The sequence below is a fragment of the Chondromyces crocatus genome (genome assembly GCF_001189295.1).
In the GTDB taxonomy this organism is placed as follows: Bacteria; Myxococcota_A; Polyangia; order Polyangiales; family Polyangiaceae; genus Chondromyces; species Chondromyces crocatus.
Genome location: NZ_CP012159.1, coordinates 3062128 through 3085359, shown reverse-complemented (window position 1 = coordinate 3085359; position 23232 = coordinate 3062128). Strand labels below are relative to the sequence as shown.

Annotated in this window: 13 protein-coding genes; all 13 read left to right on the top strand. The window is 69.6% G+C overall.

The genetic code is table 11. The features are described from left to right. Nucleotides 1–77 precede the first annotated feature (77 nt). The 13 genes from CMC5_RS11480 to CMC5_RS11420 all read left to right on the top strand — a co-directional run bounded on the left by CMC5_RS11480 (nucleotide 78) and on the right by CMC5_RS11420 (nucleotide 23228). Nucleotides 78–2000: a DUF2169 family type VI secretion system accessory protein gene (locus CMC5_RS11480; protein ID WP_156338463.1), complete on the top strand. Its 1923-nt coding sequence runs from the start codon at nucleotides 78–80 to the stop codon at nucleotides 1998–2000. Continuing rightward, on the top strand, nucleotides 1997–3133 hold the full coding sequence (locus CMC5_RS11475) for a DUF2169 family type VI secretion system accessory protein (protein WP_050430443.1): 1137 nt from the start codon (nucleotides 1997–1999) through the stop codon (nucleotides 3131–3133). Before CMC5_RS11480 ends, CMC5_RS11475 begins: the two co-directional genes overlap by 4 nt. Further along, a complete protein-coding gene (locus CMC5_RS11470) occupies nucleotides 3130–5706 on the top strand; it encodes a type VI secretion system Vgr family protein (protein WP_050430442.1) in 2577 nt (858 codons plus the stop codon). Before CMC5_RS11475 ends, CMC5_RS11470 begins: the two co-directional genes overlap by 4 nt. Before the next feature lie 10 nt (nucleotides 5707–5716). Then, a complete protein-coding gene (locus CMC5_RS11465; protein ID WP_050430441.1) occupies nucleotides 5717–7963 on the top strand; it encodes a type VI secretion system Vgr family protein in 2247 nt (748 codons plus the stop codon). A gap of 14 nt (nucleotides 7964–7977) precedes the next feature. After that, on the top strand, nucleotides 7978–10920 hold the full coding sequence (locus tag CMC5_RS11460; protein ID WP_050430440.1) for a type VI secretion system Vgr family protein: 2943 nt from the start codon (nucleotides 7978–7980) through the stop codon (nucleotides 10918–10920). Between the two features lie 108 nt (nucleotides 10921–11028). Beyond that, on the top strand, nucleotides 11029–12771 hold the full coding sequence (locus CMC5_RS11455; protein ID WP_218920255.1) for an NlpC/P60 family protein: 1743 nt from the start codon (nucleotides 11029–11031) through the stop codon (nucleotides 12769–12771). 14 nt (nucleotides 12772–12785) lie between these two features. After that, on the top strand, nucleotides 12786–14333 hold the full coding sequence (locus tag CMC5_RS11450) for a DUF2169 domain-containing protein (protein WP_050430438.1): 1548 nt from the start codon (nucleotides 12786–12788) through the stop codon (nucleotides 14331–14333). Beyond that, a complete protein-coding gene (locus CMC5_RS11445; RefSeq protein ID WP_050430437.1) occupies nucleotides 14330–15343 on the top strand; it encodes a hypothetical protein in 1014 nt (337 codons plus the stop codon). Before CMC5_RS11450 ends, CMC5_RS11445 begins: the two co-directional genes overlap by 4 nt. Continuing rightward, nucleotides 15340–17220, top strand: a complete 1881-nt coding sequence (locus CMC5_RS11440; RefSeq protein WP_156338462.1) for a hypothetical protein — start codon at nucleotides 15340–15342, stop codon at nucleotides 17218–17220. Before CMC5_RS11445 ends, CMC5_RS11440 begins: the two co-directional genes overlap by 4 nt. 12 nt (nucleotides 17221–17232) lie before the next feature. Beyond that, nucleotides 17233–18765: a DUF2169 domain-containing protein gene (locus tag CMC5_RS11435; RefSeq protein ID WP_169796515.1), complete on the top strand. Its 1533-nt coding sequence runs from the start codon at nucleotides 17233–17235 to the stop codon at nucleotides 18763–18765. Nucleotides 18766–18889: 124 nt separating this feature from the next. Further along, nucleotides 18890–20224: a dicarboxylate/amino acid:cation symporter gene (locus CMC5_RS11430; protein WP_050430434.1), complete on the top strand. Its 1335-nt coding sequence runs from the start codon at nucleotides 18890–18892 to the stop codon at nucleotides 20222–20224. Nucleotides 20225–20501: 277 nt separating this feature from the next. Beyond that, complete coding sequence (locus CMC5_RS11425; RefSeq protein ID WP_245678403.1) at nucleotides 20502–22109, top strand: serine/threonine-protein kinase; 1608 nt, start codon at nucleotides 20502–20504, stop codon at nucleotides 22107–22109. A gap of 9 nt (nucleotides 22110–22118) precedes the next feature. Further along, nucleotides 22119–23228, top strand: a complete 1110-nt coding sequence (locus CMC5_RS11420; protein WP_050430432.1) for a PEGA domain-containing protein — start codon at nucleotides 22119–22121, stop codon at nucleotides 23226–23228. The last annotated feature ends 4 nt before the right edge of the window (nucleotides 23229–23232 follow it).

The following is a 23232-nucleotide window of genomic DNA, read 5'->3' as shown; positions in this document are numbered from 1 at the left end:
ACAGCATCATGTAGAGCAAGAATTCCGCCGCTTTCTGTGGCGTGGAAAACGAAGAAGGGGTGATAGCGTTCACGATCGTGGTTTCGGTCACGATGCAGTGTCCCTTCGTCGCGTCGACCCTGGTCTGGGGTCCGCGGCCGGGAGAGTGGCTCCTCACCGTGGGTGTCAAGGCGACGTTCTCGCTCGTGGCAGGCCAGGAGAGCGTGCTGTCCGACGTGCAGGTGGGGATGCAGGACGACACGTACTGGGACGACGATCCGCAGGCGAGTCTGCGGGTGCCCACGGACTTCGTGCCGTACAAGCCGCGCGCGGAGGTTTTTCTCTCGGGGCATGCGTTCGCGCCCGGGGGCGTGCCCGTGGACGAACTCACGGCGGTGCTCGGCGTCGGGGCGCTCAGCAAGGGGCTCCGGCTCACGGGGGAGCTTGCATGGGGGCAAGGCGCGCCTTTTCGGGGGGCGCCGTTCTCGCGGGTCGCGCTCCGGCACGAGCGCGCGACGAGGGTCGGAGAGGGGGGGACGCCAGGCAGCGCTCCGGGCTTCGGTCCCATCGCGCCACGCAGGCGCGCGCTCCAGCTCCAGCTCTCGGAGGAGGGGCTCCGGTGGGCGTACCAGCTGAAGGGCACCCCGGCGCTGGCGCCAGGTGGCTTCGACCCGAGGTTCTTCAACGCAGCGCCGCTGGATCAGCAGGTCGAGCGGCTCGACCCGGGGGTCCCGCTCTCCCTGCGGAACCTCCACCCTCGGTTGCCCCTCCTGGAGACGCGGCTGCCCGCGGTGCGCCCCAGGGCCTTCCGGCTCGACAGGGCGGGGACGCAGCCGACCGAGATCACGCTGCGCTGCGACACGCTCTGCATCGACACCGATCGGGCGCTGGCCATGCTCACGTGGCGCGGCGTGACGGGGATCATGACCTCCCACGCGCTCGAGGTCGCGCGCGTCGTCGTCGCCGCTCAGCCTGCAGGAGAAGCGCTGAGCTATGCGGACCTCGTCCAGCACGCGCGCGCTCGACGAGGCCGTGGGGCGCCGTCGATGTCGCCACAGGACGTCGAGGCGCGGCGGGTCGAGCACGACGTGCTCACGACCAGCGCGCCCGCGCTCACCCCCTCCTCGGCGCCGCTGCCCTTCAATCCAGGGGCGCCTTCGTCGGGCTCGCTGACGCCGCTGCGGTCTTCGGCTTCGTCTGCCCAGGGGGCGGCGTGGGCCGAGCGCGATCCCCGCCAGTCCTCGCCCCCGTCGGCCGAGGGGGCCGCGCGGCCCGGGGTCGCCGCACGCCGTCCCGAGGCGGGGGCCACGCAGGCGCCGCCGCTGCGATCGGCTCGGGGCACGCTCCCGTTCCAGATCGTGCGGCCCCTCCAGGGGGGGCCGGTGGTGGCGACGCCCGCCGAGCGTGGAGCAGGGCCAGCCGAGCACGGGGCAGAGCCCGCCGAGCGCGGTGCAGAAGCCGAGGACGAGGAGGATGACGAGGTCGTCACCTTGCTCGGTCAGTCCATCATCGCGCCGGCCCCTGCGGCGATGATGCCTCCCGGGTGGGCGCTGGCTCCGGTCGCCCCGAGCTGGCCGTCGGCTGCGCCGTCGCCCGCTCTGGGCACCTCGTCCGCGGCAGATGCCTCGTCCTCGGTAGACACCTCGTCCATGGCAGGCGCCTACGCCTCGTACACGGCCCCGGAGCCGACGGGACGTGACGTCGGGGCACGAATCACAGACGCCTCACCCACGGCCCCAGGGCCGACAGGACGCGACGTCGAGGCGCGAGCCACGCCAGGCTCGGCGGGCGCGGACGAGGCGTTCGTGGACATCCAGGCGGCCATCTGGGCGGGGCGACCGATCGCGGAGGCGCTCTCGCGGCACGCGCTGGACGAGCTGTCGTTCCGCGTGAGCTCGGACCGTCTGCTCCGGGAGCTTTCCGCTGAGGCGCAGGAGGGGAAGAGTGATCGGTTGCTCCGGCTGGGGGCGGAGCTGCGCAGGCGGCTCGCGTCGCTCGATGTGGCCAAGGAGCCTCGATGAGCTTCCGGCGTGTGGACAACACCACCCCCATGGCCGTGCATGCCGAGGTGCTGGAAGGCCGGCGTGGTGGCCTGGTGCTCACGGCGATCGCGAAGCTGACCTGGGAGGTGAGTCCGACGGGTGAGGCGAAGCTCGCGGAGCCCCCGGTGGGGGTGCGCCTGGAAGACGTCTTTCATGGTGCGCCGTATGCGTCGAGCGTGCGGTTTCCGAGCGATCGGGTGCCCGAGAAGCCGGGTACGGATGTGCTGCTCGTCGGGACGGCACGGCCTCCCGTGGGTGGCCAGGTGACGGCGATCGAGGTGGGGGTGCGCGTGGAGACGAAGCAGGGCGCGTTGCAGAAGCGGGCGCGCGTCCATGGGCCGCGGGTGTACTGCGCCACGGCGACCGGGATCGAGCCAGGCCCTGCCGGTCGGCTCGAAGCGACGCCGCTCATCTACGAGCACAGCTACGGCGGGGTGGATCGGTCCGGGCCGGGTCGGCCGCTGATCGAGGGGCGGAATCCGCTCGGCAGGGGGGTGGCGCGGGACCGTCGGGGGCTCGTCGGGACCGAAGCGCCGGCCATCGAGGAGCTGGAGCCGTCGCTCGGGTCACGCACGCCGGCGCCCGCAGGCTTCGGGCCGATCCCGGCCCACTGGGACCCGCGTGCGTTGTTCGGCGGCACGCATGATCATGCCTGGAAGCGGGAGCGCGCGCCGCTCCCTCCGGTGGACCGTGATCCTCGCTTCTACGCTTGCGCGCCGCCAGGGCTCTGGAGCGCGGTGCCGCTGCTGGGAGACGAGCCCGTCGAGATCGTCGGCGCGACCCCTGGGGGCCTGTGGCGCTTCCGGCTGCCCCGCTTCAGCCCGGTGTTCTCGTGCGTCGTGCGGGGCGCCACGAGCGCGTGTCCGACGCACCTCGACACCTTCCTCATCGATGCGGACGAGGGGCGGGTCGAGCTGACCTTCCGGGCGAGCATCCCGGTGCCGCGGAAGGTGCAGGCCATCGAGCGGGTGATCGTCGAGGGTCACTGGCCGTCGCCCCGGGGCTTCGTCGCGAAGGATGGCGGGCTGGGCGGTGCGGGGAGTCGAGCGCTGGGGGCTGCGGGGATGGGGGCTGCGGGGATGGGCGCCGTGGGGAGAGGAGAGGCAGGATGAGCGAGGAGCAGGTCGGTATCGAGCTGGCCCTGGACGTCGACGGGAGGGTTCGCCCCGTCGGGTGTCGTGTCTCGGAGGCTCTGTCGGAGTCCACCCACGCCGTCGTCGAGATCGCGACGGACGAAGACCTTCCCTTCGACGAGGTGCTCGGGGGGGAGGCCTCGCTGCGCATCAGCCTCGGGGACGGCGCCGAGCGGCGGTGGACGCTGCGGGTGGGCGCCGTCGAGTTCTCACGGTTCGAGGAGGGGACGCTTCGCTACGAGGTGCATCTGTACGACCACCTCTGGCTGCTCCGTCACACGCGCACGACGCGAAAATACCGTGGCCTCTCCGCCGAGCAGATCGTCTCGGAGGTGCTGTCCAGGCATCAGGTCGCTCACGTCTGGCAGCTGAGCAGTCCGACCCGCGTGCGGGAGTACTGTGTGCAGTACGAGGAGTCGGACTTCGACTTCGTCTCGCGGCTGCTGGAGTTCGAGGGCATCTACTACGCCTTCGATGAAGAGGGCGTGATGGTGCTCGCCGATCGTTCGAGCGCCGCGGACAAGGTCGCTGGGCGGTCTTCCCACTTCGAGCTTCTCGATGCGCACGGGGCGCTCAGCCGGGGGGAACTGGGAATCTTCGCGTTCCGCCGTGGCGCGCGGCTCGCTCCAGGGCGGGTGACGGTGAGCGACTTCGACTGGAAGAACCCGCAGCGCTCGCTGCTGACCTCGGACTCGGCAGCTTCGCATCCGTCGCTCGAGGTCTACGAGTACCCCGCTGGTTTCCGGGCGCAGGCCGAAGGAGAGCGGCTCGCGCGGCTGCGGCTGGAGGCTCACCAGGTGCGCGCTCACATCGTGGAGGGCGCAGGCAATGTGCCGACCTTCACGCCGGGGAGTCGGTTCGCGTTCGGGGATGCGGGTGGGGCGGCGTTCGAGGGGGAGTATTTCCTGGTCGGCGTGGAGCACACGGCGCGGGATGGCTCGTTCCCTCGGGCGCAGGGGGACGAGGAGGCCCAGTACGGGAACACGTTCCGGGCCCTCCCCGCGGCGACGCCGTTCCGGCCTCATCCCGGGACGCCGCGTCCGACCATCGAGGGGTGTCACACGGCCGTCGTCCGGGGGCCGGCGGGGGCCGAGATCCACACCGATCGCTTCGGGCGCTTCCGTGCGCAGTTCCACTGGGATCGCGAGGCGTCGGGGACCGACCAGGATTCGCGCTGGATACGGCTCCTCCAGGAGAGCGCGACCTCGATGGTGCTGGCGCGTGTCGGCTGGGAGATGCGGGTCGCGTACATCGACGGCGATCCGGATCGGCCGGTGGGGATCGCGCGCGCCATGAACGGGGTGATGCCGCCCGCCTACGCGCAGCCGGCGAACAAGAGCACGATGACCATCAAGACGCCGTCGTCGCCGGCGACAGGGGGCTTCAGCGAGATCAAGCTCGACGACACGGCGGGCGCGATGCTGTTCTCCGTCCGGGCGGAGCGGGACTACGAGGCCGAGATCAAGCACGACAAGGTCGAGACGATCGGTCGGGACGAGACGCGCGAGGTGGGCCGGCACCTGACGCACACGGTGGGGCGGGATCAGAGCGTGGTCATCGGGCACGACGCGAAGGAGGCGATCGGAGGAGACCGGCGGCTCGAGGTCAAAGGAGACCGGACGAAGCAGGTGGAGGGCTCGGAGAAGGTCGACGTCGGCGGGAGCGTCACCGTGTCGACGGCGAAGGACGAGACGGAGGCGGTGGGGTCGGTGCGCATGACGTTCTCGGGGGGGTTCCAGATGCCGGATCTCGCCGCGCGGGGGAAGTCGGTCGCGAAGGGCCTCGTCCCGGATCCGAAGGCGATCGGCAAGAAGGCCGTGGCGGCGGCGAAGAGCGGCGCACAGAAGGGGGCCAAGGATGGCTTCGAGGCCGCGGGCGGTCTGCCGTCGGTCGCGACGGCGCCGGGAGGCGTGGCCGGCTCGGTGCTCGGGGGAGCGGCGAGCGGGGCGCTCGGCGGAGTCCAGGAGAGCCTCACCAAGAGCATCCAGGGCATGGTGCCGTCGGCGAGCGGCATCGCCAGCAAGCTGACCGGTGGGCTGTCGGAAGGGGTGACGTTCGGGAAGCTGGCGGATCAGTTCCTCGTGGGTTCGATCAGCCGTACGGCCTCGGAGAAGATGAGCCGCACCGTGGGGGGCGCGTTCATCTCGGCGGGCGTGGGGAACATGACGACGACGGCCGGGAAGGCGTACGTGGAGACGGTGGGCGGGGTGAAGCTGACCACCTCGTTGAGCGAGGGAATCTCCGAGTCCATCGAGGGGCAGCTCGTGGTCACGGTGGGCGGTGCGGTGGTGCGGTCGTCGGTCGGCGACATGACCGTGTCGTCCCGCGCGAATCGGGTGATGGTGGGCGCCGCGCTCGATCTCACGTCGAGCAAGCAGGTCCACGTCGTCTCCAAAGAAATCGAGATCGTGGGGGACGCACTGCTCGATGTCGATGTTTCCGGCGCAGGCATCCAGCTCACGCCGGCGGGCATCCAGATGCGCGGGGCGGTCCAGATCAAGTCGGACGAGAGCGTCACCGTGACCGGCAAGACCCACACCCTGTCGACGTGAAGGAGGAGCGATGAGCGTCGGGGATCAGGAGCACGCAGCGCTGCACGTCGACGGGGAGCCCTTCGAGGTCGTCTCGCTGTCGGGCACGGAGGCCATCTCCGAGCTGTTTCGTTACGAGGTGGTGTGCGCGGTGGCCTCGATCGGTCACGAGCCGCAGGCCCTGATCGGCGCGGAGGCCAAGGTGCGGCTGCGCGATGGGTTCGGGGCGGAGCGGGTCGTCTCGGGGATCGTCACGGAGGCCGAGGAGCGCGCGTTCGACCACGGGTCGGCACGGCTCACGCTCGTGGTGCGCCCCGCCGCCTGGGCGCTGACGCTGCAGCGAGGGTGCCGGGTGTTTCAGGAACTCTCGGCGCAAGGGATCGTCGAGCGCGTGCTCGGTGGGGCGCCGCGCTTCGGGCGGAGCGCCGAGGTCCGGGCCCGCTGGGAGCTGTCGGCGGTGTACGCGGCGCACGGGTACTGCGCCCAGTACCGCGAGGACGACTGGTCGTTCGTCCGGCGGCTGCTCGAAGAGGAGGGCATGTACGCGTGGTTCGACCACGCGGACGGTGAGAGCGTGCTGGTGTTCGGGGACGACTCGTCGCGGGCGCCGGAGCTCGCTGGCGGGGCCCGGATCGCGTTCGCGCTCGACGCGGGCATGCGCCGCTCGGAGGAGAGCATCCTGGAGCTGGGCATGGGCGTGCGGGTGGCGGCGTCGAAGTTCACGGTGGGGTCGTTCAACCCCGAGAAGCCGAGGCTCCAGGTGCAGGGGTCGGCCGGTGGAGGTGAGCGCGAGATCTACGAGGCGGGGGGCGGTGGGCCGGCATCGCCGGACGGGTGCGGGCGGCTCGCGCGGTTCATGGCGGAGGCGGCGGCGGCCGGCGCCAGGGGCGTGCGGGGGACGTCCACCAGCGTGCGGCTCGTGCCGGGGATGATCGTGGAGGTCACGGAGCATCCCCTGGCGCGCCTCGACGGGCGATACCTCGTGGCGTCGTCGTCGTGCACGGTCACCCAGCGACGTCGTGGTGCCGCTGGTGCATCGTCCGACGAGCGGCCGTTCCTGTGCCGCTTCCAGCTCATCCCGAGCGCAGCGCCGTTCCGCCTGCCGCGCGTGACGCCTCGGGGCAAGCAGGCGGGGTTGCAGCTCGGCGTGGTGGTCGGTCCCCAGGGGGCCGAGATCCACCCGGATGCGTCCGGACAGGTGCGGGTGCAGCACCACTGGGACCGGGAGGGCCAGCGCGACGCGGACGCCGGGAAATGGATGCGCGTGGCCCAGCGGGGCACGGCCGACTCGATGCAGCTCCCGCGCATCGGCTGGAACGTGGCCACGTTCAACGAGGAGGGGGAGATCGATGCGCCCTCGGTGCTCAGCCGTCTGCACGATGCCGAGCATCCGCCCGCGTACCCGCTGCCAGCGAACAAGACGCGCGTCGTCTTCAAGACCGCCACGACGCCCGGAGGGGGTTCGTTCAACGAGATCTACTTCGAGGACCAGGCGGGGGCAGAGGAGATGTTCGTCAACGCCTCCAAGGACATGCGCTTCCTCGTGCAGAACGATCGCGCCGAGCGGGTGTCGCGGGACGCATCGCGCGCGATCGGCCACGATCACGAGTTCTACGTCGAGGCGGATTACGAGGATGTGGTGAAGCGGGACCAGCGCGTGACCATCGGTCACGACGAGACCATCGAGGTCGACGGCTCCGCCGAGAAGCTCGTCACGGGAGACGAGACCAGCACGATCGCGGGGCGGAGGTCGCTCGATGTGGGCGGGAAGCACACCGACAAGGTGGGCGAGACCCGACGCCTCACGGTGGGCGCGGCGCAGATCGACACCACGCTCGGCCTCATCGCTTCCACGGCGAAACGGACCTCCATCCTCGTGGGTGGGGCGATGATCCGCGCCACCGCGTCGGCGATCACCGAGTCGCATGGCTGGGTCAGCGTGCAGACCATCGGGGGCGCCAAGATCGAGCTGGTGAAGAAGAGCCGTGTCGTCGATGTGAAGAAGAACCACATCGAGACGGTGGGTGGCGCCGTGATGCTCACGACGGGTGGGGCGTACCGGGATCACGCGAAGACGTCGTCGTCGTGGACGACGCTCGGCGTGGCCGCGCTCCGCGCGCCGGTGATCGTGCTGGAGGCGACGGAGCGCTTGCAGCTCGCGGTGGGCAGCAGCGTGATCACCATCACCCCCGACGAGATCACCATCGCCGCCAGCACGTTCGATCTCTCGAAGTCCAGCGCGGTCGTGATGAACACGGCCCAGGCGTCCTACAACTGAACGGTGGCAAGCTCATGAGCAATGATCGACCCCTGCTCTACGCGCTCCACCTGAACGGCGAGACCTTCGCCGTCCGGGAGGTGGACGGTCACGAGGCGATCTCCACGCCCTTCCAGCTCACGCTCCGGTTCGCGCTGGAGGGCGGCCTGCCGGCCATGCCGGAGGAGCTGCTCGGGCTCGGTGCCGTCGTGCGCATGGCGCGGGACGGGGAGACCACGCGCAGCATCACGGGGGTGGTGACGGAGATCTCCGCGAGCGCGTCGATCCGGGGCGTGTCCGAGATCCAGGTGGTCGTCGAGCCGCAGCTCGCGCTGCTGCGCGAGCGGGTGGATTACCGGGTCTTTCGCGAGAAGAGCGTGCCCGAGATCGTGGAGGAGGTCCTGACCGGCGTGAGCATCCGCCAGGGCAGCGAAGGGGCGTCCGGTCTCGCGCTGCGCCTGTCGGGGGAGTATGCGAAGCGGCCGTACTGTGTGCAGTACGGGGAGTCGGACCTCGACTTCGTGCACCGGCTGCTCGAAGACGAGGGGATTTTCTACTACTTCCTGGAGCGCGACGGCCTGGTCCTCGGGGACAACCCGGGGGCGTACGCGCCGATCGAGGGGGAGCACGTGCTCCCGTTCCGAGGAGGGAAGGGCCTCGATGCCCAAGGCGAGGCGGTGACGGCCATCGCGCGGCGGGCGTCCATGTCGGTCGGCAAGGTCTCGCTCCGGGACATCAACCTCGAGCATCCGAGCCTCAATCTGGACGTCGAGGCCCCAGGTCCGACACCAGGAGGTCCCGAGCTCTATGACTACCCGGGGGAGTACGCGACCCCGGCCGAGGGCGCGCGCAAGGCCCGGCTCATGGCCGAGTCGTTTGCGTGCGCGTCGGCGGGCTTCGCCGGAGAGAGCCTCTCCAGCCGCCTCGTGCCAGGCCACACGGTCGACGTCGAGGGTACCCCGGGCGGGGTCGGCGACGGGCGGCACACGATCATGCGCGTGGTGCACGCCTTCCGGCGCACCGAGCGGGGCTTCTCCTGCACCTTCGAGTCCCTGGACGCGGCGACGACCTTCCGCCCTCCGCGGCTCACCCCTGCCCCCCGGCTCCTCAACCCCGTCACCGGCATCGTGACCGGTCCCCCGGGCGAGGACATCCACACCGATGCGCTCGGGCGGGTGAAGGTCCACTTCCACTGGGATCGGCAGCAGCCGTACGACGATGACTGCTCGCACTGGATCCCGGTGCTGCAGGACAACACGGGGCACTCGGTCGGCATCCCTCGCGTCGGCTGGGAGGTGCTGGTGCAGTTCCTCGAAGGCGACCCCGACCGCCCCGTGGTCCTGGGCCGCATGTACAACGCGACCGACAGCTTCCCGGTGCCGCTGCCCGAGGGCAAGACCCGCTCCGCCCTCAAATCGCTCTCGTCACCAGGCCGGAACGGCACGAACCAGATCGAGCTCGACGACATGGCGGGGCAGGAGAAGATCACGCTCCTCGCCGAGCGGGATCAGACCATCCAGGTCGCCAACGACAAGGCCGCGAGGATCCTCCGCGACGAGCAGATCGTGGTGGTGCGCGACGAGCGGGTGGAGGTGGACCACGACCAGCGCGCGACGATCGATGGCGATTTCTCGCACACGGTCGAGGGAGACCAGGCGCGCACGGTGGCCGGCTCGCGCTCACGCAGCGTCGAGGGGTCCGAGACCTCGACGGTGGTCCAGAACCGGCGCCTGACCATCGGGGGGATGCACCAGCGCAAGGTGGGCACGGACGACGTGGTCCAGGCGAAGAACCTGATCGAGCGGGTGGGGGCCGTGAACCTGGAGGCCTTCGTGAAGACCCACACGACCACCTCCGGGCAGGCGGAGCTGCTCACCGTCGGCGGCGCGCTCATCGAGGTGGCGAAGAAGCAGAAGAGCGAGTCGGTGAAGAAGCTCCGCACGGAGACGGTGGGTGGCATCGTCTACACGAAGGCGAAGGACAAGATCTCGGCGAAGGCGGGGAAGAAGCGGACCATCACGGTGGGTGGCGCGATGAGCGTCACGGCGAAGGGGCCGGTCGTGGTCGAGGGGGGCGAGAAGGTCCGGATGAAGTTCGCCACCGGCGCGGTGAAGGCCGAGGGGGTGCTGCTCAAGGTGGGGGACTCGTTCGTGATGCTGCACGACGGCGTGGTCACCTTGCGCGCTGCGAAGAATCTCGCGGTCGATGTCCCCGGGATCAACACGCTCGGGTCGCCGGGCATCGCGATCATTCCCGGGGCGGCGGTGATGGTGAAGACCGCGGACAGCAGCGCGTCGGCAGACGCCGCCCGCGCGTCGGGAGGGGGAACCACTGGCAATGGCTCGGTGGGGGTGGCCGGAGGCCTCGCTGCAGGGCCGGGGGTTCAAGGCGCCGGGCCCCCGGGAGCGCCATCGCCCGTGGAGGCGCTCCAGAGGGCCGCGAGAACGGGGTACGATTTCGATCCTCGCGCCTGCAACTTCTCGGTGCAGGAGACGCTGAGGGCTTACGCCGAGAGCCGCGGCATCCGGCAGGGGACCGACGGTCAGGCGATTCCGCTCTCGGGGCAGGCCAACCAGATGGTGACCACGCTCCAGCAGCGGTCGAGTGCTTACGGGCAAGCCGATGGCGCCCAGGCGCAGGCGCTGCGCGAGCAGGGCATGGCGTGGGAGGCGGTGACACGGGAGGAGGCCACCACGTATGCCAACCAGGGTGATCTGGTCGTGGCAGGGCTGAGGAACCCCACGGGCAGCGGGCACGTCGCCGTCGTCGTGCCAGGCGATGGCAGAAGGGCGGGCGATGGGGAGACCTATCCGTTCGTGTCGGGCGGCGGGAGCCGCTACGGCGCGAGCGATGGTTCACGCACCTCGGGAGAGGTGTGGAACCGGACCGATCGAAGCAACGTCGAGTATTACCGTTTCGTCCCACCGCCAGCGCCTCCACCGCCGCCGGCTCGGGGTACGGGGGCACCGACGATCTGAGGCGCAGGAGCAGGCGCGAGGCGCCATCGGGGTCACGCAGGAGGGCCATCAGCGATGCCGGACAGGAACGAGGATCTCTGGAGCTTCCAGCGCGCGAACGCTGAGGCCATGAGCGCTTTCGGCGTGGCGAACGAAGCCATGCTCGTGCCGCCAGCCCAGGGGTCGGGAGGGACGGGTCCGTCGCTGCCCGGGGGAGGCGCTGCACTTGCACTTCCGGGCAATGCAACGAACGCGCCGTCGGGACTCCTGGCGCCGATGAACGCGAAGCAGGCGAGCGATTGGGCGGCTGGTCCTCAGGCCCAGCTCCCGGTCGCAGCCGCGAAGACTGCCGATTTCAACGAGTCGATCGCCAGCAACGCCATCGATTATGAAGTGCTCCACGGCCAGGTTCCCTATCTATATGGTGGCAACAGCACGGCCGGGATCGATTGCAGCCACTACGTCAACCACGTCCTCGGCGTGACGGACCCGAACTACGACCCCGTCCGCGACTACCAGAGCACCTCCGTGCTCAACGACGAGCCGCCCGACTTCTACGAGCCGGTGGATGCGGGCGACGTCCAGCGTGGGGACATCGTTCTCTTCGATGGCCACATGGGAATCGTCACCAAGCCGATCGATCCGCTCACCGGGCAGGGAGAGTACATCGGGTCGCAAAGCTCGACCGGGGTCGCCACCACCGCGTTCGGCCCCAAAGCCCCGTACTGGGGAAAGACAGGTGGCAGGGAGGTCACGGGCTACCTTCGCTACAAGGGGAAGGGTGACGCGGCCGGGCAGAGCGCCACGAAAGGGTCGAGCGCGAATGCCGCGGCGGGAGAAGCCAATGGGGCATCCAGCGAGAACGAGAATGACGGTGGTACGCCCACTGCCGCCGAGGTGACGAACAACGACAGGGAGATCGCGACCCAGGGCTCGAACCACCAGGCGACGACCCAGCAGCCGACCGACGCACACCCGGGCAGCGTGAAGCAGTTCATGAACTTCGCTTCCTCGAGCCTGCTCCAGGGGGGAAGTGTGCTGACGAAGATCAAGGGGGCGTCGATCTGGCTGCAAGACACGGGGTGCCTCGGCCCCACGGAGCCGAGCCACGACGACCATCAGCCAGGGCTCATCACGGGCACGTACCGCGCCGTCGCGCGGGCGGTAAAAGCGTCGCGCGATTGCTTCGTGGAAGGTCAGGCGGTGGTGCGGGAGGGGGACGAGACCGAGCAGAATGGCGGGAATGCATCGGGTGTCGTGGAGAAGGCACCGCCCCCTGCGGCCGACAGTGACCGGATGATCCTAGCAGCCATCATCTACCATGAAGCATCCGACTACGATCCGGCGCGTGCTGCGGGCATGACGAAGGAGCAAGCAGAGGCCTACCGAAAACGAGTCGAGCAGGAGCGCCTGGCGGTCGGCTCCGTCGTGCGAAATCGAAGAGATTTCGCCAAAGCAAACCCGAAGCTTTTCGGGTCGGGCAAAGACTGGGGCGATGGTGAATCGATTGCGAGCGTGGTCCAAGCTCCGGGACAGTTCGAAAAGATCGACAGCCCGAACAGCAAGTATCGAACGTTCCTCAATGGCGATGTCCCCGCGGAGAAGCGCGATGAGTTGCTCGCCGTGGCGGACAGGGTCCTCGCCTGGGAAACACCGGCAAACATCGGATACTACGAGAACTGGCCGACGACACGAGAGTGGCCCGAAGACGCACCGAGCACCCCCTACCCCTTCATCGATTTTCTGAGTGCCAAAGCGCCGTTCACGGGGCGGACTGGTAGAGATCGAACCGATTACGTTCAGATAGGGAACACCGTCTTCCGCGGGCTGCTCCACAGGAATGAGATATGGCGTCCCAGAGGGGGGAATTGAGGTCTCGCCCAGCCATGGTCGCACGCATCATCTGGGGTCAGCCGGAGATCGAGGGTGGAGTGCGCCTCTCCAGTGGTGTGATGCGGTCCCGGTCGCCCACGGGTGGAGCTGCACGAGACTCCATCGTGCTGGTGGCAAAGGCCGCGCTCCAGTTCCCTCCAGAGGGGGAGGAAGCCTTGCTCATCCCTCCGCCACCGCTCAGCCTCGATGTGCTCAGCAGCCTCTCCGGTGCCACGGAATCAGAACTCGCTTACGCCTCGGACTTCGTTCCGGGGAAGCCGTCCGTGGAGGTGCTCGTCACCGGTCACGCCTACGCTGAAGAGGCTGCGCACCGCATCGACGCCTCGCTGGGCGTAGGAGCGATGCATCGATCATTCACGCTCGTCGCCAGCGGCCCTGCAACGCGTTTGCCACTCTCCAGCGCCTATCTGCGTGATACCGACGGGAAGAGGACCACAGCTCCCGTGGGCCCCATTCGTCCTCCCCCGCGCTCCGGCGCTCGCGAGCCTCTCAATCCAGACGCTCATTCGTACGCGTCGCCATCCCAGCGGCTTGACACCATCCCTCCTGACGCCGCGCTCGAACTCGTCGGCCTCTCCCCGCGTGCCCGGCGCCGCGTCATCCGGCTGCCAGATCTCACGCCGATGGCCATTGCGGTGAGTCGGTTCGGTGACGACATTCCCATCTCGCTGACGTGCGACACCCTCTGGATCCATACGGACGAGGAGCGGCTCGTGCTCGTCTGGCGCGGGCCGATCCCACTCCCGCCGACCACCGACCCCGCGACCATCGAGCGCATCGATCTCTGGCTCGCCCGCGCTGGGGAACCCGTCGATGTCGACTCGGTGCGGCGCCGCCTGCAGCGCGGAGTCTTCGCCTTCGCCGTGGAGGAAGCCGACGTGATCGAGGGCCGCGCTCCCCCTCCGATCCCGCCCGAGCAGCTCGCGGCGGTGAGATATGCGCTCTGGGAAGAGAGCCCGGAGCCGGCGCTGCCGCTCGAGGCGTATGCCCGGATCTCGGCCGAGCTGATGGAGAAGCGTGAGAGCCGCGCTGATGTCCTGCTGCACCACCAGCTCGACGAGGATGCATGGACTGTCGAGGAACGCGCCTGGCTCGAATGGATGGGCGCGGCGGCCATGCGCGGGGATGCACAGCCAGCGAAGGAATATGGTGACCTCTTTCTCGAAGCGCAGGAGGCGCTCGCAGGCCCTGATGAGGCGGCGCGGACGATCGACGACTACGTGCCGATCAAGGCGGCCATGGATCGAGGGGCGGACCCGACGAAGGTGCTCGCGGCCTTCACCATGACCTTGCCGGAGTGGTTGCGGCTCGACCGGCGGTTCTCCACGCTGGCGGCCAGCGATGCAGCGCTCCGGGCCGAGATTGAGGCAAAGTCGCGCGCCACGTCGGTGGATCCACGCTTGCTCGACGAGGACGAGTCCAGCGACGAGGACGACGAGGACGAAGACGAGGACGACGACGACGACGGCCACGACGCCCGAGGCGACGAGCACGACGACGCTGGCGAGCGCCGTGAAGGAGAGCTGGAGGAGACGCCGTGACCGCGCCACTCGCATGGATCCTCTCGACGGGGGCACGCAGTCCGCTGGGCCTCAGCACCCTGCAGGTGGCGATGTGCGCCCGGGCGCGGAAGATGGAGCCTCTGGACTCACGCTTCATCGATAAATCGGGCAAGAACATGGGGACTTGCCGGATGCTCGCCCTCCCGGAGACGGTGTGGGGCTACGACAGGCTGCTTCGGATCGCTTCGCCTGCCCTGTGCGAGGCCTGGTCCTCCACCATCGAGGAGCCCGTCCCGCTCGTCCTCGCGCTGCCCGAGGCGGGTCGTGCCGACGATGATCCACGGTATGATACGCGGTTCGTGCGGGATCTTGCGGAGCGCAGCCGGCGGGCCATCGACGTGACGCGGTCGGGTGTGATCCGGGCGGGTCACGCTGGAGGCGCGATGGCCGTGGAGGCGGCGGTGGGGTTGCTCTCACGGGTGGAGGGGCCCGCGGCGGTGATGGTGGGAGGCGTCGACAGCTACTTCCACCCCGGGGTGCTCGCGGCGCTGGACGAGGGATTTCGGCTGCATGGCCCTGGCACCGAGGACGGCTTCATTCCGAGCGAGGGCGCGGCCTTCGCGCTGCTCGTCCGACGTCGGCCAGCGCGCGGGGGCCGGGAGCCGCTCGCTACGCTCCGTCGGGTGGTCACGGGTCGTGAGGCGACGGTGGGGACCGATACGCCCTGCACCGCCGCTGCGATGACGGCCCTCTTTCACGCGCTGCGCGGGGACGAGCCCATTCCGTGGGTGCTGTCGGATCTCAACGGGGAGTCGCATCGGCTGCGTGAGTGGCGGCAGGTGAGCACGCGCGTTCTCGTCCGGGATGAGCCGGTTCATGACGAGCTGGTGGGGGAACTCGGGGATCTCGGTGCGGCCACGGGCCCCATGCTGCTGGCCATCGCTTGTGCGTACCTGGAGGCAGGGTGCGCCCCCGCGCGGGACGCGGCCATCGCGCTGTCTTCGGATGGTCCCGAGCGGGGCGCGCTGCGCATCGGGGGGGCGCCGTGAGCCTCCCTGCCCGCTCGTCCTCCCAGCTCTCCGCGTGTCGTGATGTGCTGGAGCAGGTGCTCCTGGAGCTGCCGAGCCTCCCGCCGCGCGTCGACCGCACCCCCATGGTGTCGCTGCTCGGTCGGGGGCTCGACGTGCTGACACAGCTCAGCAGCGGTTCGCCGGCGGATCCCGAGCACATCGGGCAGATCGGCGCGGCCTGCGCCGCGATGACGGGCTGCGCAGCCATTCTCCGCGTGGTCGCGCCGCGGGAGGTGGGCTCCGCGCTGATCCAGCGCCTCGGGCTGGTGGAGCGCGCGCTCGACACGTACCGCCGGGAGACGCTCGCGACGATCGGGGCGCCCGGCTTCGAGGCCCCCAGGGCGCCGCCGTCAGCGATGCCGCTCCGTGCGAGTGTGGGCGTGCCCGCCTTGCACCGGATCGCACGCGGGCCGCTCACGCCACATGCCCGCGTCCGGAGCGATGCCGACGAAGGGTCACGCGAGGAGGGGGCGTTGCCGGCGACCGGAGGAGACCCTGCCGCGGTGCTGCTCTTCCAGCAGCTTCGTCGCACCGCGTACGACTGCTTCTCGGAGCTAGGATCCCTCGGGAACCTGCGGGAAGCGGGCCCCGATCTTCCCTGGACTCCGGAGCTGCGCCGCTTCGAGCAGCGGCTGCTCGCCGACCTGGATGCGCTGGTGGCGCTGGCCACGCCGGTGGTCTTCGATGGCACCCCTTGCGTGCAGCTGGACATGCTGGGGGAGCTGCTGGCCTACGCCGCGGACGCGATGGTCCCCGATCCTGGGCGGGCGTTCGCGCAGGCCTTCGTCCTGGGCTGCGTGGAGGGGGAGGACGCGGTGCGGGCCGCGGTCGTCGCCCTTCGACAGTCCGACCCCACGACGCACGAGGCCCAGCGCAGTGCGCTCTCGCTGGCGTCGAATCCGATGATCACCAGGGCGATGGAGGCGCTCGCCCTCCGGGAGGACGCAGCGCTGGCAGTCGTTGCGCTGGACGTGCTCCGCGCACGTCGCACCGCGGCAGCGGCGCTCGCAGCTCCCCTCGTCGCCCATCCGGAGCCCAGGGTGCGGCGCAGCGCTGCCCTCTTCCTCGGAGTCGCTCGAGAGCGGGGACCCGCCATCGCCTTGCTTCGCGCGACGCTCGACGACGATCCCGAGGAGACGGTGCGGGCCGCCGCCGCCGAGAGCCTCGTGCGGCTGGGCTCACGGGCAGGTCTCTCCTTTGCCAGGGCCCGGATCGAGGAGGGGGCGCGCACGCTGGGTGCCTCTGGATCCCCGGTCCGAAAAGAGCTGCTGCGCCTCGTCGCGCTCGCAGGAGGTCCGAGCGATGCCATCGTGTTGCACCAGGAGCTCGCGCTCTCGCCCTCGGAAGCTGCGGTGGAGACGATCGGCTTGCATGGGCATCCGGGCAGCGTCGAACGGCTCGCACTCGCGCTGAAGGAGGCGTGCTCACCTGGAGGGAACGGCGCGGAGGCGCTGCGGGAGCCACTCTGTCGGGCGCTCCACGGGATCACGGGGATGGACGTCATCCCCACGTCGGACGGTGTCAGGACGTTCGAAGGGTGGTGGAGAGAGCGCCGCAGCAGCTTCGGTTCGCCCGAGGTGCTCCGGCTGGAGGGGGCGACGTCGGCACGTCGATACCGTCTCGGCAGGCCCTACACGCCCCTGGAGAGCCTCGACGCCCTCACGACGGCCGCGCCGGTGTCGGTGCGGAAGGCGCTCGCCCTGGAGGTTGCAGGGGCCTCGCGGGGGGAGCTGCGGCTCGGGACGGAGGGGTGGATCGCGCAGCAGATGGAAGAGCTCGCCTCGGCACGTCAGGAGTGGACGCGGGTGAGCGCGCGATGGGCACCCGGGGACTGGCTGGAACGCCACCTCGGCTGAGGGATGCTCCCGATGGATCTCGCGCTTCTTTGCCCGTTCCACATCGGCGTGACCCGCTGGACCTCTCCGGAGCCACGGCGCACGGTGATCATCAAGGCCACGTTCACGCTCGATCGTGATGGGGAGCTGCGGCTCGCTCAGGAGCAGCGGCCGCTCGAGGTGGATCGGCCGAGCGCTCAGGCGACCGACGAGCTCGAGACCGCGAGCGATTTCGCTCCCCACAAGGAGCGGGTCGATGTGCTGCTCGTCGGGCACGCCCACGCCCCTGCGCCAGCGTCCGTCATTCCGGCCGCCCTGCAGGTCGGTGGGCTCGGCCTCAACTTCATGGCCGTCGCGTCCCGCCCTGTGGACGCGATCCCTCTCTCCGTCGCTCATGTGCGCACCGAGGGCCCTCCGTCGGGTGTGCCTCTGCGGCTCGGTCCGCTCTCGCCGCGCTCTCCGGCGCGCCGGGCCTTCGTGGGGGACCGGGCCGTCGATCGATGGGGAGCGCCGGTGGGTCCTCTCACCGGGGACTTCGACTTCGCGTACTTCAACGCGGCCCCTCTGCACCTGCAGCTCGAAGCGCTCCCCGGGGGGACCGAGATCGTCCTCTCCGGCCTTCTACGGGGCGCGCCCCGGAGGACGCTCCTGGTCCCACGCCGCCGGCCCCTCGTGTATCTCCTCGACGCTGGTGCGCAACGCCAGTGCGTTCGCATCGGGGTTCGATGTGACACCGTCATCATCGACACCGATCGAGCGCTCCTGTCGCTGGTGTGGCGTGGGAGCTTCGATGACACGCTCGTGAGCGCGCATCAGCGGCTCCTGGTCGCGTTCGAGATGGCAGACACGCGGTGGAGCACGGACGAGGTGCGTGAGCAGCTCAAGTACACGCGCAGTGGGCGCGCCACCGAGTCCACGGCAGCGCCAGCAGCCTCGGTGCCCGCACCTCGCATCGCCGCGCCCCAGGTGCTCCTCGTACCGACGACACCCGACGAAGACGACGAGATGGATGAGGGTGTCAACACGATGGCGCCCGCATTCGAGCCGAGCGCCAGCGCCGCGCATGTACTGCCCTTCATCACGACACCGCACGACCTCCGCGACGAGCCCGCCGAGCGGGTGAGCCCGTACGACACGGCGCTGCCCTTCGGCGCCCCCGGCGTGGTCCCCCCGCCTCCGCGACTCTGGACCGAGGGGCCCGCGTTCTTGCGCGAGAAGACCTTGATCCCGCAGCTCTCGATGCCCGACACCGAGGTCCGCTCGCCTCCTCGGCTCGACACGCCAGCCTCAGCCCTCGCAGCGCTCACGCCCCCGCCCGTACCTGCCCGGCGCGCGAGCGCTCCGCCAGGCCAGGAGTTGCTCCCCGTCGATCGGTACGTGGCCATCCGCGCCGAGCTGGCCCAGGGGCGCCGCCGCGAGGTCCTCCGACGGCACGGGTTCGATCCCACCTCGTGGAAGCGCCAGGAACAGCTGCAGATCGCGACGATCCAGAGCGAAGCCCTGGCTGGCCAGTCGACGCGGGCGATGTCCCTGGCCAGGGCGCTGGAGGAGGCGGGACTCGCGTGAGAGGGGTGTCCGCGCGGTCCTCCTCCCGGTGAGCCTGACGCGCGTGGCGCGGGGGCTACTCGGCCAGCGCGGAGGATTCCGTGCGCTTGCAAGCCGGCCAACCCCCCGGCTAACGTCCGCCGCCGTGGCGCTCTCCCCCATCAATCGCCTTTATGAGCAGCTCTCCGGCCTGGTCGAGGGAAAGCTCTGGGTCCGGGTGCTGTTCGGTCTGTTCCTCGGCATCGGGGTCGGTGGGTTGCTCGGGCCCTCGGCCGAGGTGGTGTCGCCCGATGTCGCCAGGATGCTGACGAGCTGGCTGGCGCTCCCGGGGGACCTGTTCATCCGCATGGTGCAGATGATCATGATCCCGCTGGTGGTCGCGTCGATCATCCAGGGGATCGCGGGGCAAGGCGACCGGGATCAGGTGGCGCGGCTGGGGGCGCGGGTCGGGCTGTACTTCATCGCGACGACGGTGGGGTCGATCGTCATCGGTCTCGCGGCGGCGCTCTTGCTCCGGCCCGGGCGGGGGGCGTCGCTCTCGGTGGTGGCCACGAGCCCCGCCACTCCGGCGTCGCCGACGCGCGCGGCGGATGTGCCGGCGCTGATCTCGGGGCTGCTGCCCACGAACCCGCTGGCGTCGGTGCTCGCAGGAGAGATGCTGAGCATCGTGATCTTCGCGATCATCGTGGGGGCGGCGCTGGTGTCGATGGCGCGAGAACGCGCAGAGCCGGTGCTGAGCTTGATGTTCTCGGTGCAGGAGATCTGCATGACCGTGACGAAGTGGGCGATGAAGCTCGCGCCGTACGCGGTCTTCGGGCTCATGGCTCGTTCGATCTCGGCGTCGGGGCTGGCGGTGATCGCGAGCCTGGGGCTGTACATCCTGACGGTGCTCGCGTCGCTGGCGGTGATCATGGCGATCAATGCGGTGCTCATCGGAACGCTGACGTCGATCAAGGTGCGGCGGTTCTTCCATGCGTCGAAGGACGCGCTGCTGCTCGCGTTTTCCACGGCCAGCTCGGCGGCAGTGATGCCTCTGACGATGAAGACGGCCGAGGACAAGCTGAAGGTGCCATCGGAGATCACGCGGTTCGTGGTGCCAGTGGGAACCATTCTGAACATGAATGGGACGGCGGCGTACCAGGCCGTGGCCACGGTGTTCCTGGCGCAGGTCTATGGCCTCAACCTGACCATTCCGACGCTCGCGCTGATTCTGGTGACCACGGTGGCGGCGTCGATCGGGACGCCTTCCGCGCCGGGTGCGGGGATCATCATTCTCGCATCGGTGCTGACCAGCGTGGGAATCCCGCCGGACGGGATCTCGGTGATCCTCGGGGTGGACCACCTGCTGGGGATGTGCCGGACCAGCGTGAACGTGGCCGCGGACCTGGTGGCGTGCGCGCTGTTCATGGGGAAGAAGGAGCGCACGGAGGGCGAGGCGGGCGAGACGGGCGCGACGCCAGAAGTGGCCAGCGTGGGGTGACCAGGCCAGGCGCGTCGGGGCCGATCGTGATCCGCCGTCACGAGCTGGGAGGCGTTTGCTCCAGCTCGGGCGGAGACCTGAACCCACCACGTCAGGACAGCACGACGGCGGCTTTCTCGCCCCGATGACCGAGGTCGTGTGGGGGTGTGATGCCCATGGTCGGCCGTTTGCATAGGCATGATCGCAGACGCTGCTGACCGTCCTTCCTGAGGCGAACCTGGCCAACCCTGGCCACGTCTGGCCGAGGGAAAGACGAACTGGCCCGAACTGCCGTGGCGTGCGCCAACGTCGCGCTTTCTCCCAGAGACAGGATGCATTCGCATGCTGCCCGAGAATTTGTCCATCCCCCATGTATGGGCACACACTCCCGCTTCAGGGCAGACGCATCGGTCTGCCGTTCAGCGGGGAGGGAATGGCGATGAGGGGCGGTGAACTGGTCACGCCTTCGCTGAGACTGCTGCGTCCGCTGGCGCAGGGGGGAATGGGCTGCGTCTGGGTGGCGGAGCACCTGGCGCTCAGCACGCAAGTCGCGGTGAAGTTCATGATGCCGGAGGCCACGCAGGATGCCGAACTCGTGGCGCGCTTTCGTCGAGAAGCCACGGCTGCGGCGCAGATCAGGAGTCCCCACATAGCCCAGGTGTTCGATCACGGGGTGACCGCGGACGGGTCGCTCTACATCGTCATGGAGCTGCTCGAGGGCGAGGATCTGAAGCAACGCGCAGGGCGACTCGGTGTCTTGCCCGTGCGCGAGGTGGTGCAGATTCTGCGCCAGACAGCCAGTGCACTCGGACGGGCGCACCAGCTCGGAATCGTTCATCGCGACATCAAGCCCGCCAACCTGTTCCTTCTCGATCTGGACGGGGAGCCCTTCGTGAAGATTCTCGATTTCGGAATCGCCAAGCAGCACCGGGGGGGTGAGCTGGGCATGACGGCGACGGGAGGCCTCATGGGGACACCGCTCTACATGAGCCCAGAGCAACTCCTCAGCGCAAAGCATGTGGGCCCACCGGCGGACCTATGGGCACTGGGGGTGGTGGCCTATCACCTGCTCACCGGGAAGCTGCCCTTCACGGGCGAGACGCTGGGGGCACTGGCCGTAGCCGTGCATTCGGCTGAGCTCACGCTGCCCAGCACGCTGCGGCCAGAGCTGCCGCCGGCCGTGGATGCGTGGATGGAGAAGGCGCTGGCCAGGAACCCGGCAGCGAGGTTTCCGTCGGCCAAGGAGATGGCGAGCGCGCTGGAGGCCGCAACGACGGGCGTCGACCCAATGGGCGCAGCCAGAAGCCCGGCGAGTCGGCCCACAGTCGATGTGAGGACGGATGAACCACCGCGCTGGCGTGGCGTGGCGCAACCCGTGGTGAATGGCGTGCCAGGCGAGGTGGCGGATGGGCGAACGAGCATCATGGGGGGGCAAGGGGCGCAGGGGCAGACGTTTCGGGGGGTCGTCCAGGAGAAGACGGCAGGTGGCTCGCGTCGCCCTTCCCTGTTCCTGGTAGGCCTCGTGCTCGGCACGCTCTCGCTGGCTGGGAGCGTGCCGTTGCTGGGGGGCTGGAGCCATAGCAGGGCGGTCATCGCGGAGCCCCTGGCGCGTCCGACGCTCGCATGGCCAAGCCTGGCAGCCACGACCAGGAGTCCATCCAGCGCCGCAGTGCCCGGGCCGACATCCGACCCGATGTCGACGCCAACGTCCTCGCCAACGGCCGATGCGACGCCGAGCGCCGATGCACGGATGCGAAGCACCAAGAAAGGCGCCGCATCGAGCCCTTCCCTCACGCCGGAAGGAGCGCTGCGTTCTGCTCCGACCGCGGACGGGGCGAACACGAAACGGCCGCGCCCGCCGGGATCACAGCGCCGCCATGAAAACACCGACGACGTGGGATTCTGAGGAGGCGAGATGGGAGCGACGTGGAACGGGTGCGGCCATCTCTCCTTCAGTCTGGTGCTGCTGCTGGCCGGGGCAACCGCCGCGACGTCCAGGGACGCGCTGGCCGGGGAGCCGAGCGTGGAGGCGCGGGCGAGGGCGAGGGCGCTCCTCCTCGACGGACGAACGCGGCTCGCGGCAGGCGATGCACAGGTTGCCGTCCGCTACTTCCGTGCGGCGCATGCCCTCATGGGGGTCCCGACGACCGGGTTGGACCTTTCGCGGGGTCTTGCAGCGCTGGGCGACCTCGTGGAAGCCCACCGCATGGCGCTCGGGGTGGCAAGGAGCTCCGGCGCGCCGGGCGAGGCGGCGGCCTTCGGCAAGGCGCGCGTCGCGGCAGCAGCACTCGCCGACGCGCTGGAGCGTCGCATCCCGGCTCTGGTGGTCACCGTGAGGCCTCGCACGAGCGTGCGCTTGCAGGTGCTGGTGGATGGGGCTGCCATACCCGCCGAAGCCGTCGGAACGCCGTGGAGAGTGAATCCGGGGGAGCACACCGTGGTGGTCTCGGCCGAGGGATTCCTGGACGGGTCGCGCACGGTGGCCGTTCGCGAGGGGGAGTCTCTCCCCGTCGAACTGTCGCTCGACCCTGCGAGGCGACCTTCAAGGCGAGAGGAGGCGTTCGTGTCGCTGGTTCCGACAGGGGAAGAGAGTGCGCTGCACGTGTCCAGCAAGGGGCCGGCGTCTCGAAGCGACGCGACCGAGACGAGGACGGAGGTGCCGAGCTGGGCCTGGTTGTCGGGAAGCGTGGGTCTCGTCGCGCTGGGCGTCGGGGTGGCCTTCACGATCGATCACGCCGCTACGCGAGCGACCGTTGCCGCGGACTGTCCAATGAACAGTTGCCTTTGGCCGCATTACGATGATGCACGGGCCATGAACCTCGAAAGGCGCTGGAACCGTAGCCTTGGCCTCGCGATCGGCTGCGGAGTTGCCGGGGTCCTGGGGGTGGGAACGGCCATCTATGGGGTCGCGTCCGCAGGAGCAGGAGGAGCGCAGAGGACCGACGACAATGCGCGCAGAAGGGTTTCGGTGGTGCCCTGGGCCAGCCAGGAAGGTGGCGGGGTGAGTGTCGGAGGTCGCTTCTAGCGAT

Coding starts and splice junctions, on each gene's coding strand:
- CMC5_RS11455 (WP_218920255.1), top strand. CDS start 11,029: ATGAGCGCTTTCGGCGTGGCGAACGAAGCCATGCTCGTGCCGCCAGCC.
- CMC5_RS11435 (WP_169796515.1), top strand. CDS start 17,233: ATGGATCTCGCGCTTCTTTGCCCGTTCCACATCGGCGTGACCCGCTGG.
- CMC5_RS11460 (WP_050430440.1), top strand. CDS start 7,978: ATGAGCAATGATCGACCCCTGCTCTACGCGCTCCACCTGAACGGCGAG.
- CMC5_RS11420 (WP_050430432.1), top strand. CDS start 22,119: ATGGGAGCGACGTGGAACGGGTGCGGCCATCTCTCCTTCAGTCTGGTG.
- CMC5_RS11465 (WP_050430441.1), top strand. CDS start 5,717: ATGAGCGTCGGGGATCAGGAGCACGCAGCGCTGCACGTCGACGGGGAG.
- CMC5_RS11475 (WP_050430443.1), top strand. CDS start 1,997: ATGAGCTTCCGGCGTGTGGACAACACCACCCCCATGGCCGTGCATGCC.
- CMC5_RS11450 (WP_050430438.1), top strand. CDS start 12,786: ATGGTCGCACGCATCATCTGGGGTCAGCCGGAGATCGAGGGTGGAGTG.
- CMC5_RS11470 (WP_050430442.1), top strand. CDS start 3,130: ATGAGCGAGGAGCAGGTCGGTATCGAGCTGGCCCTGGACGTCGACGGG.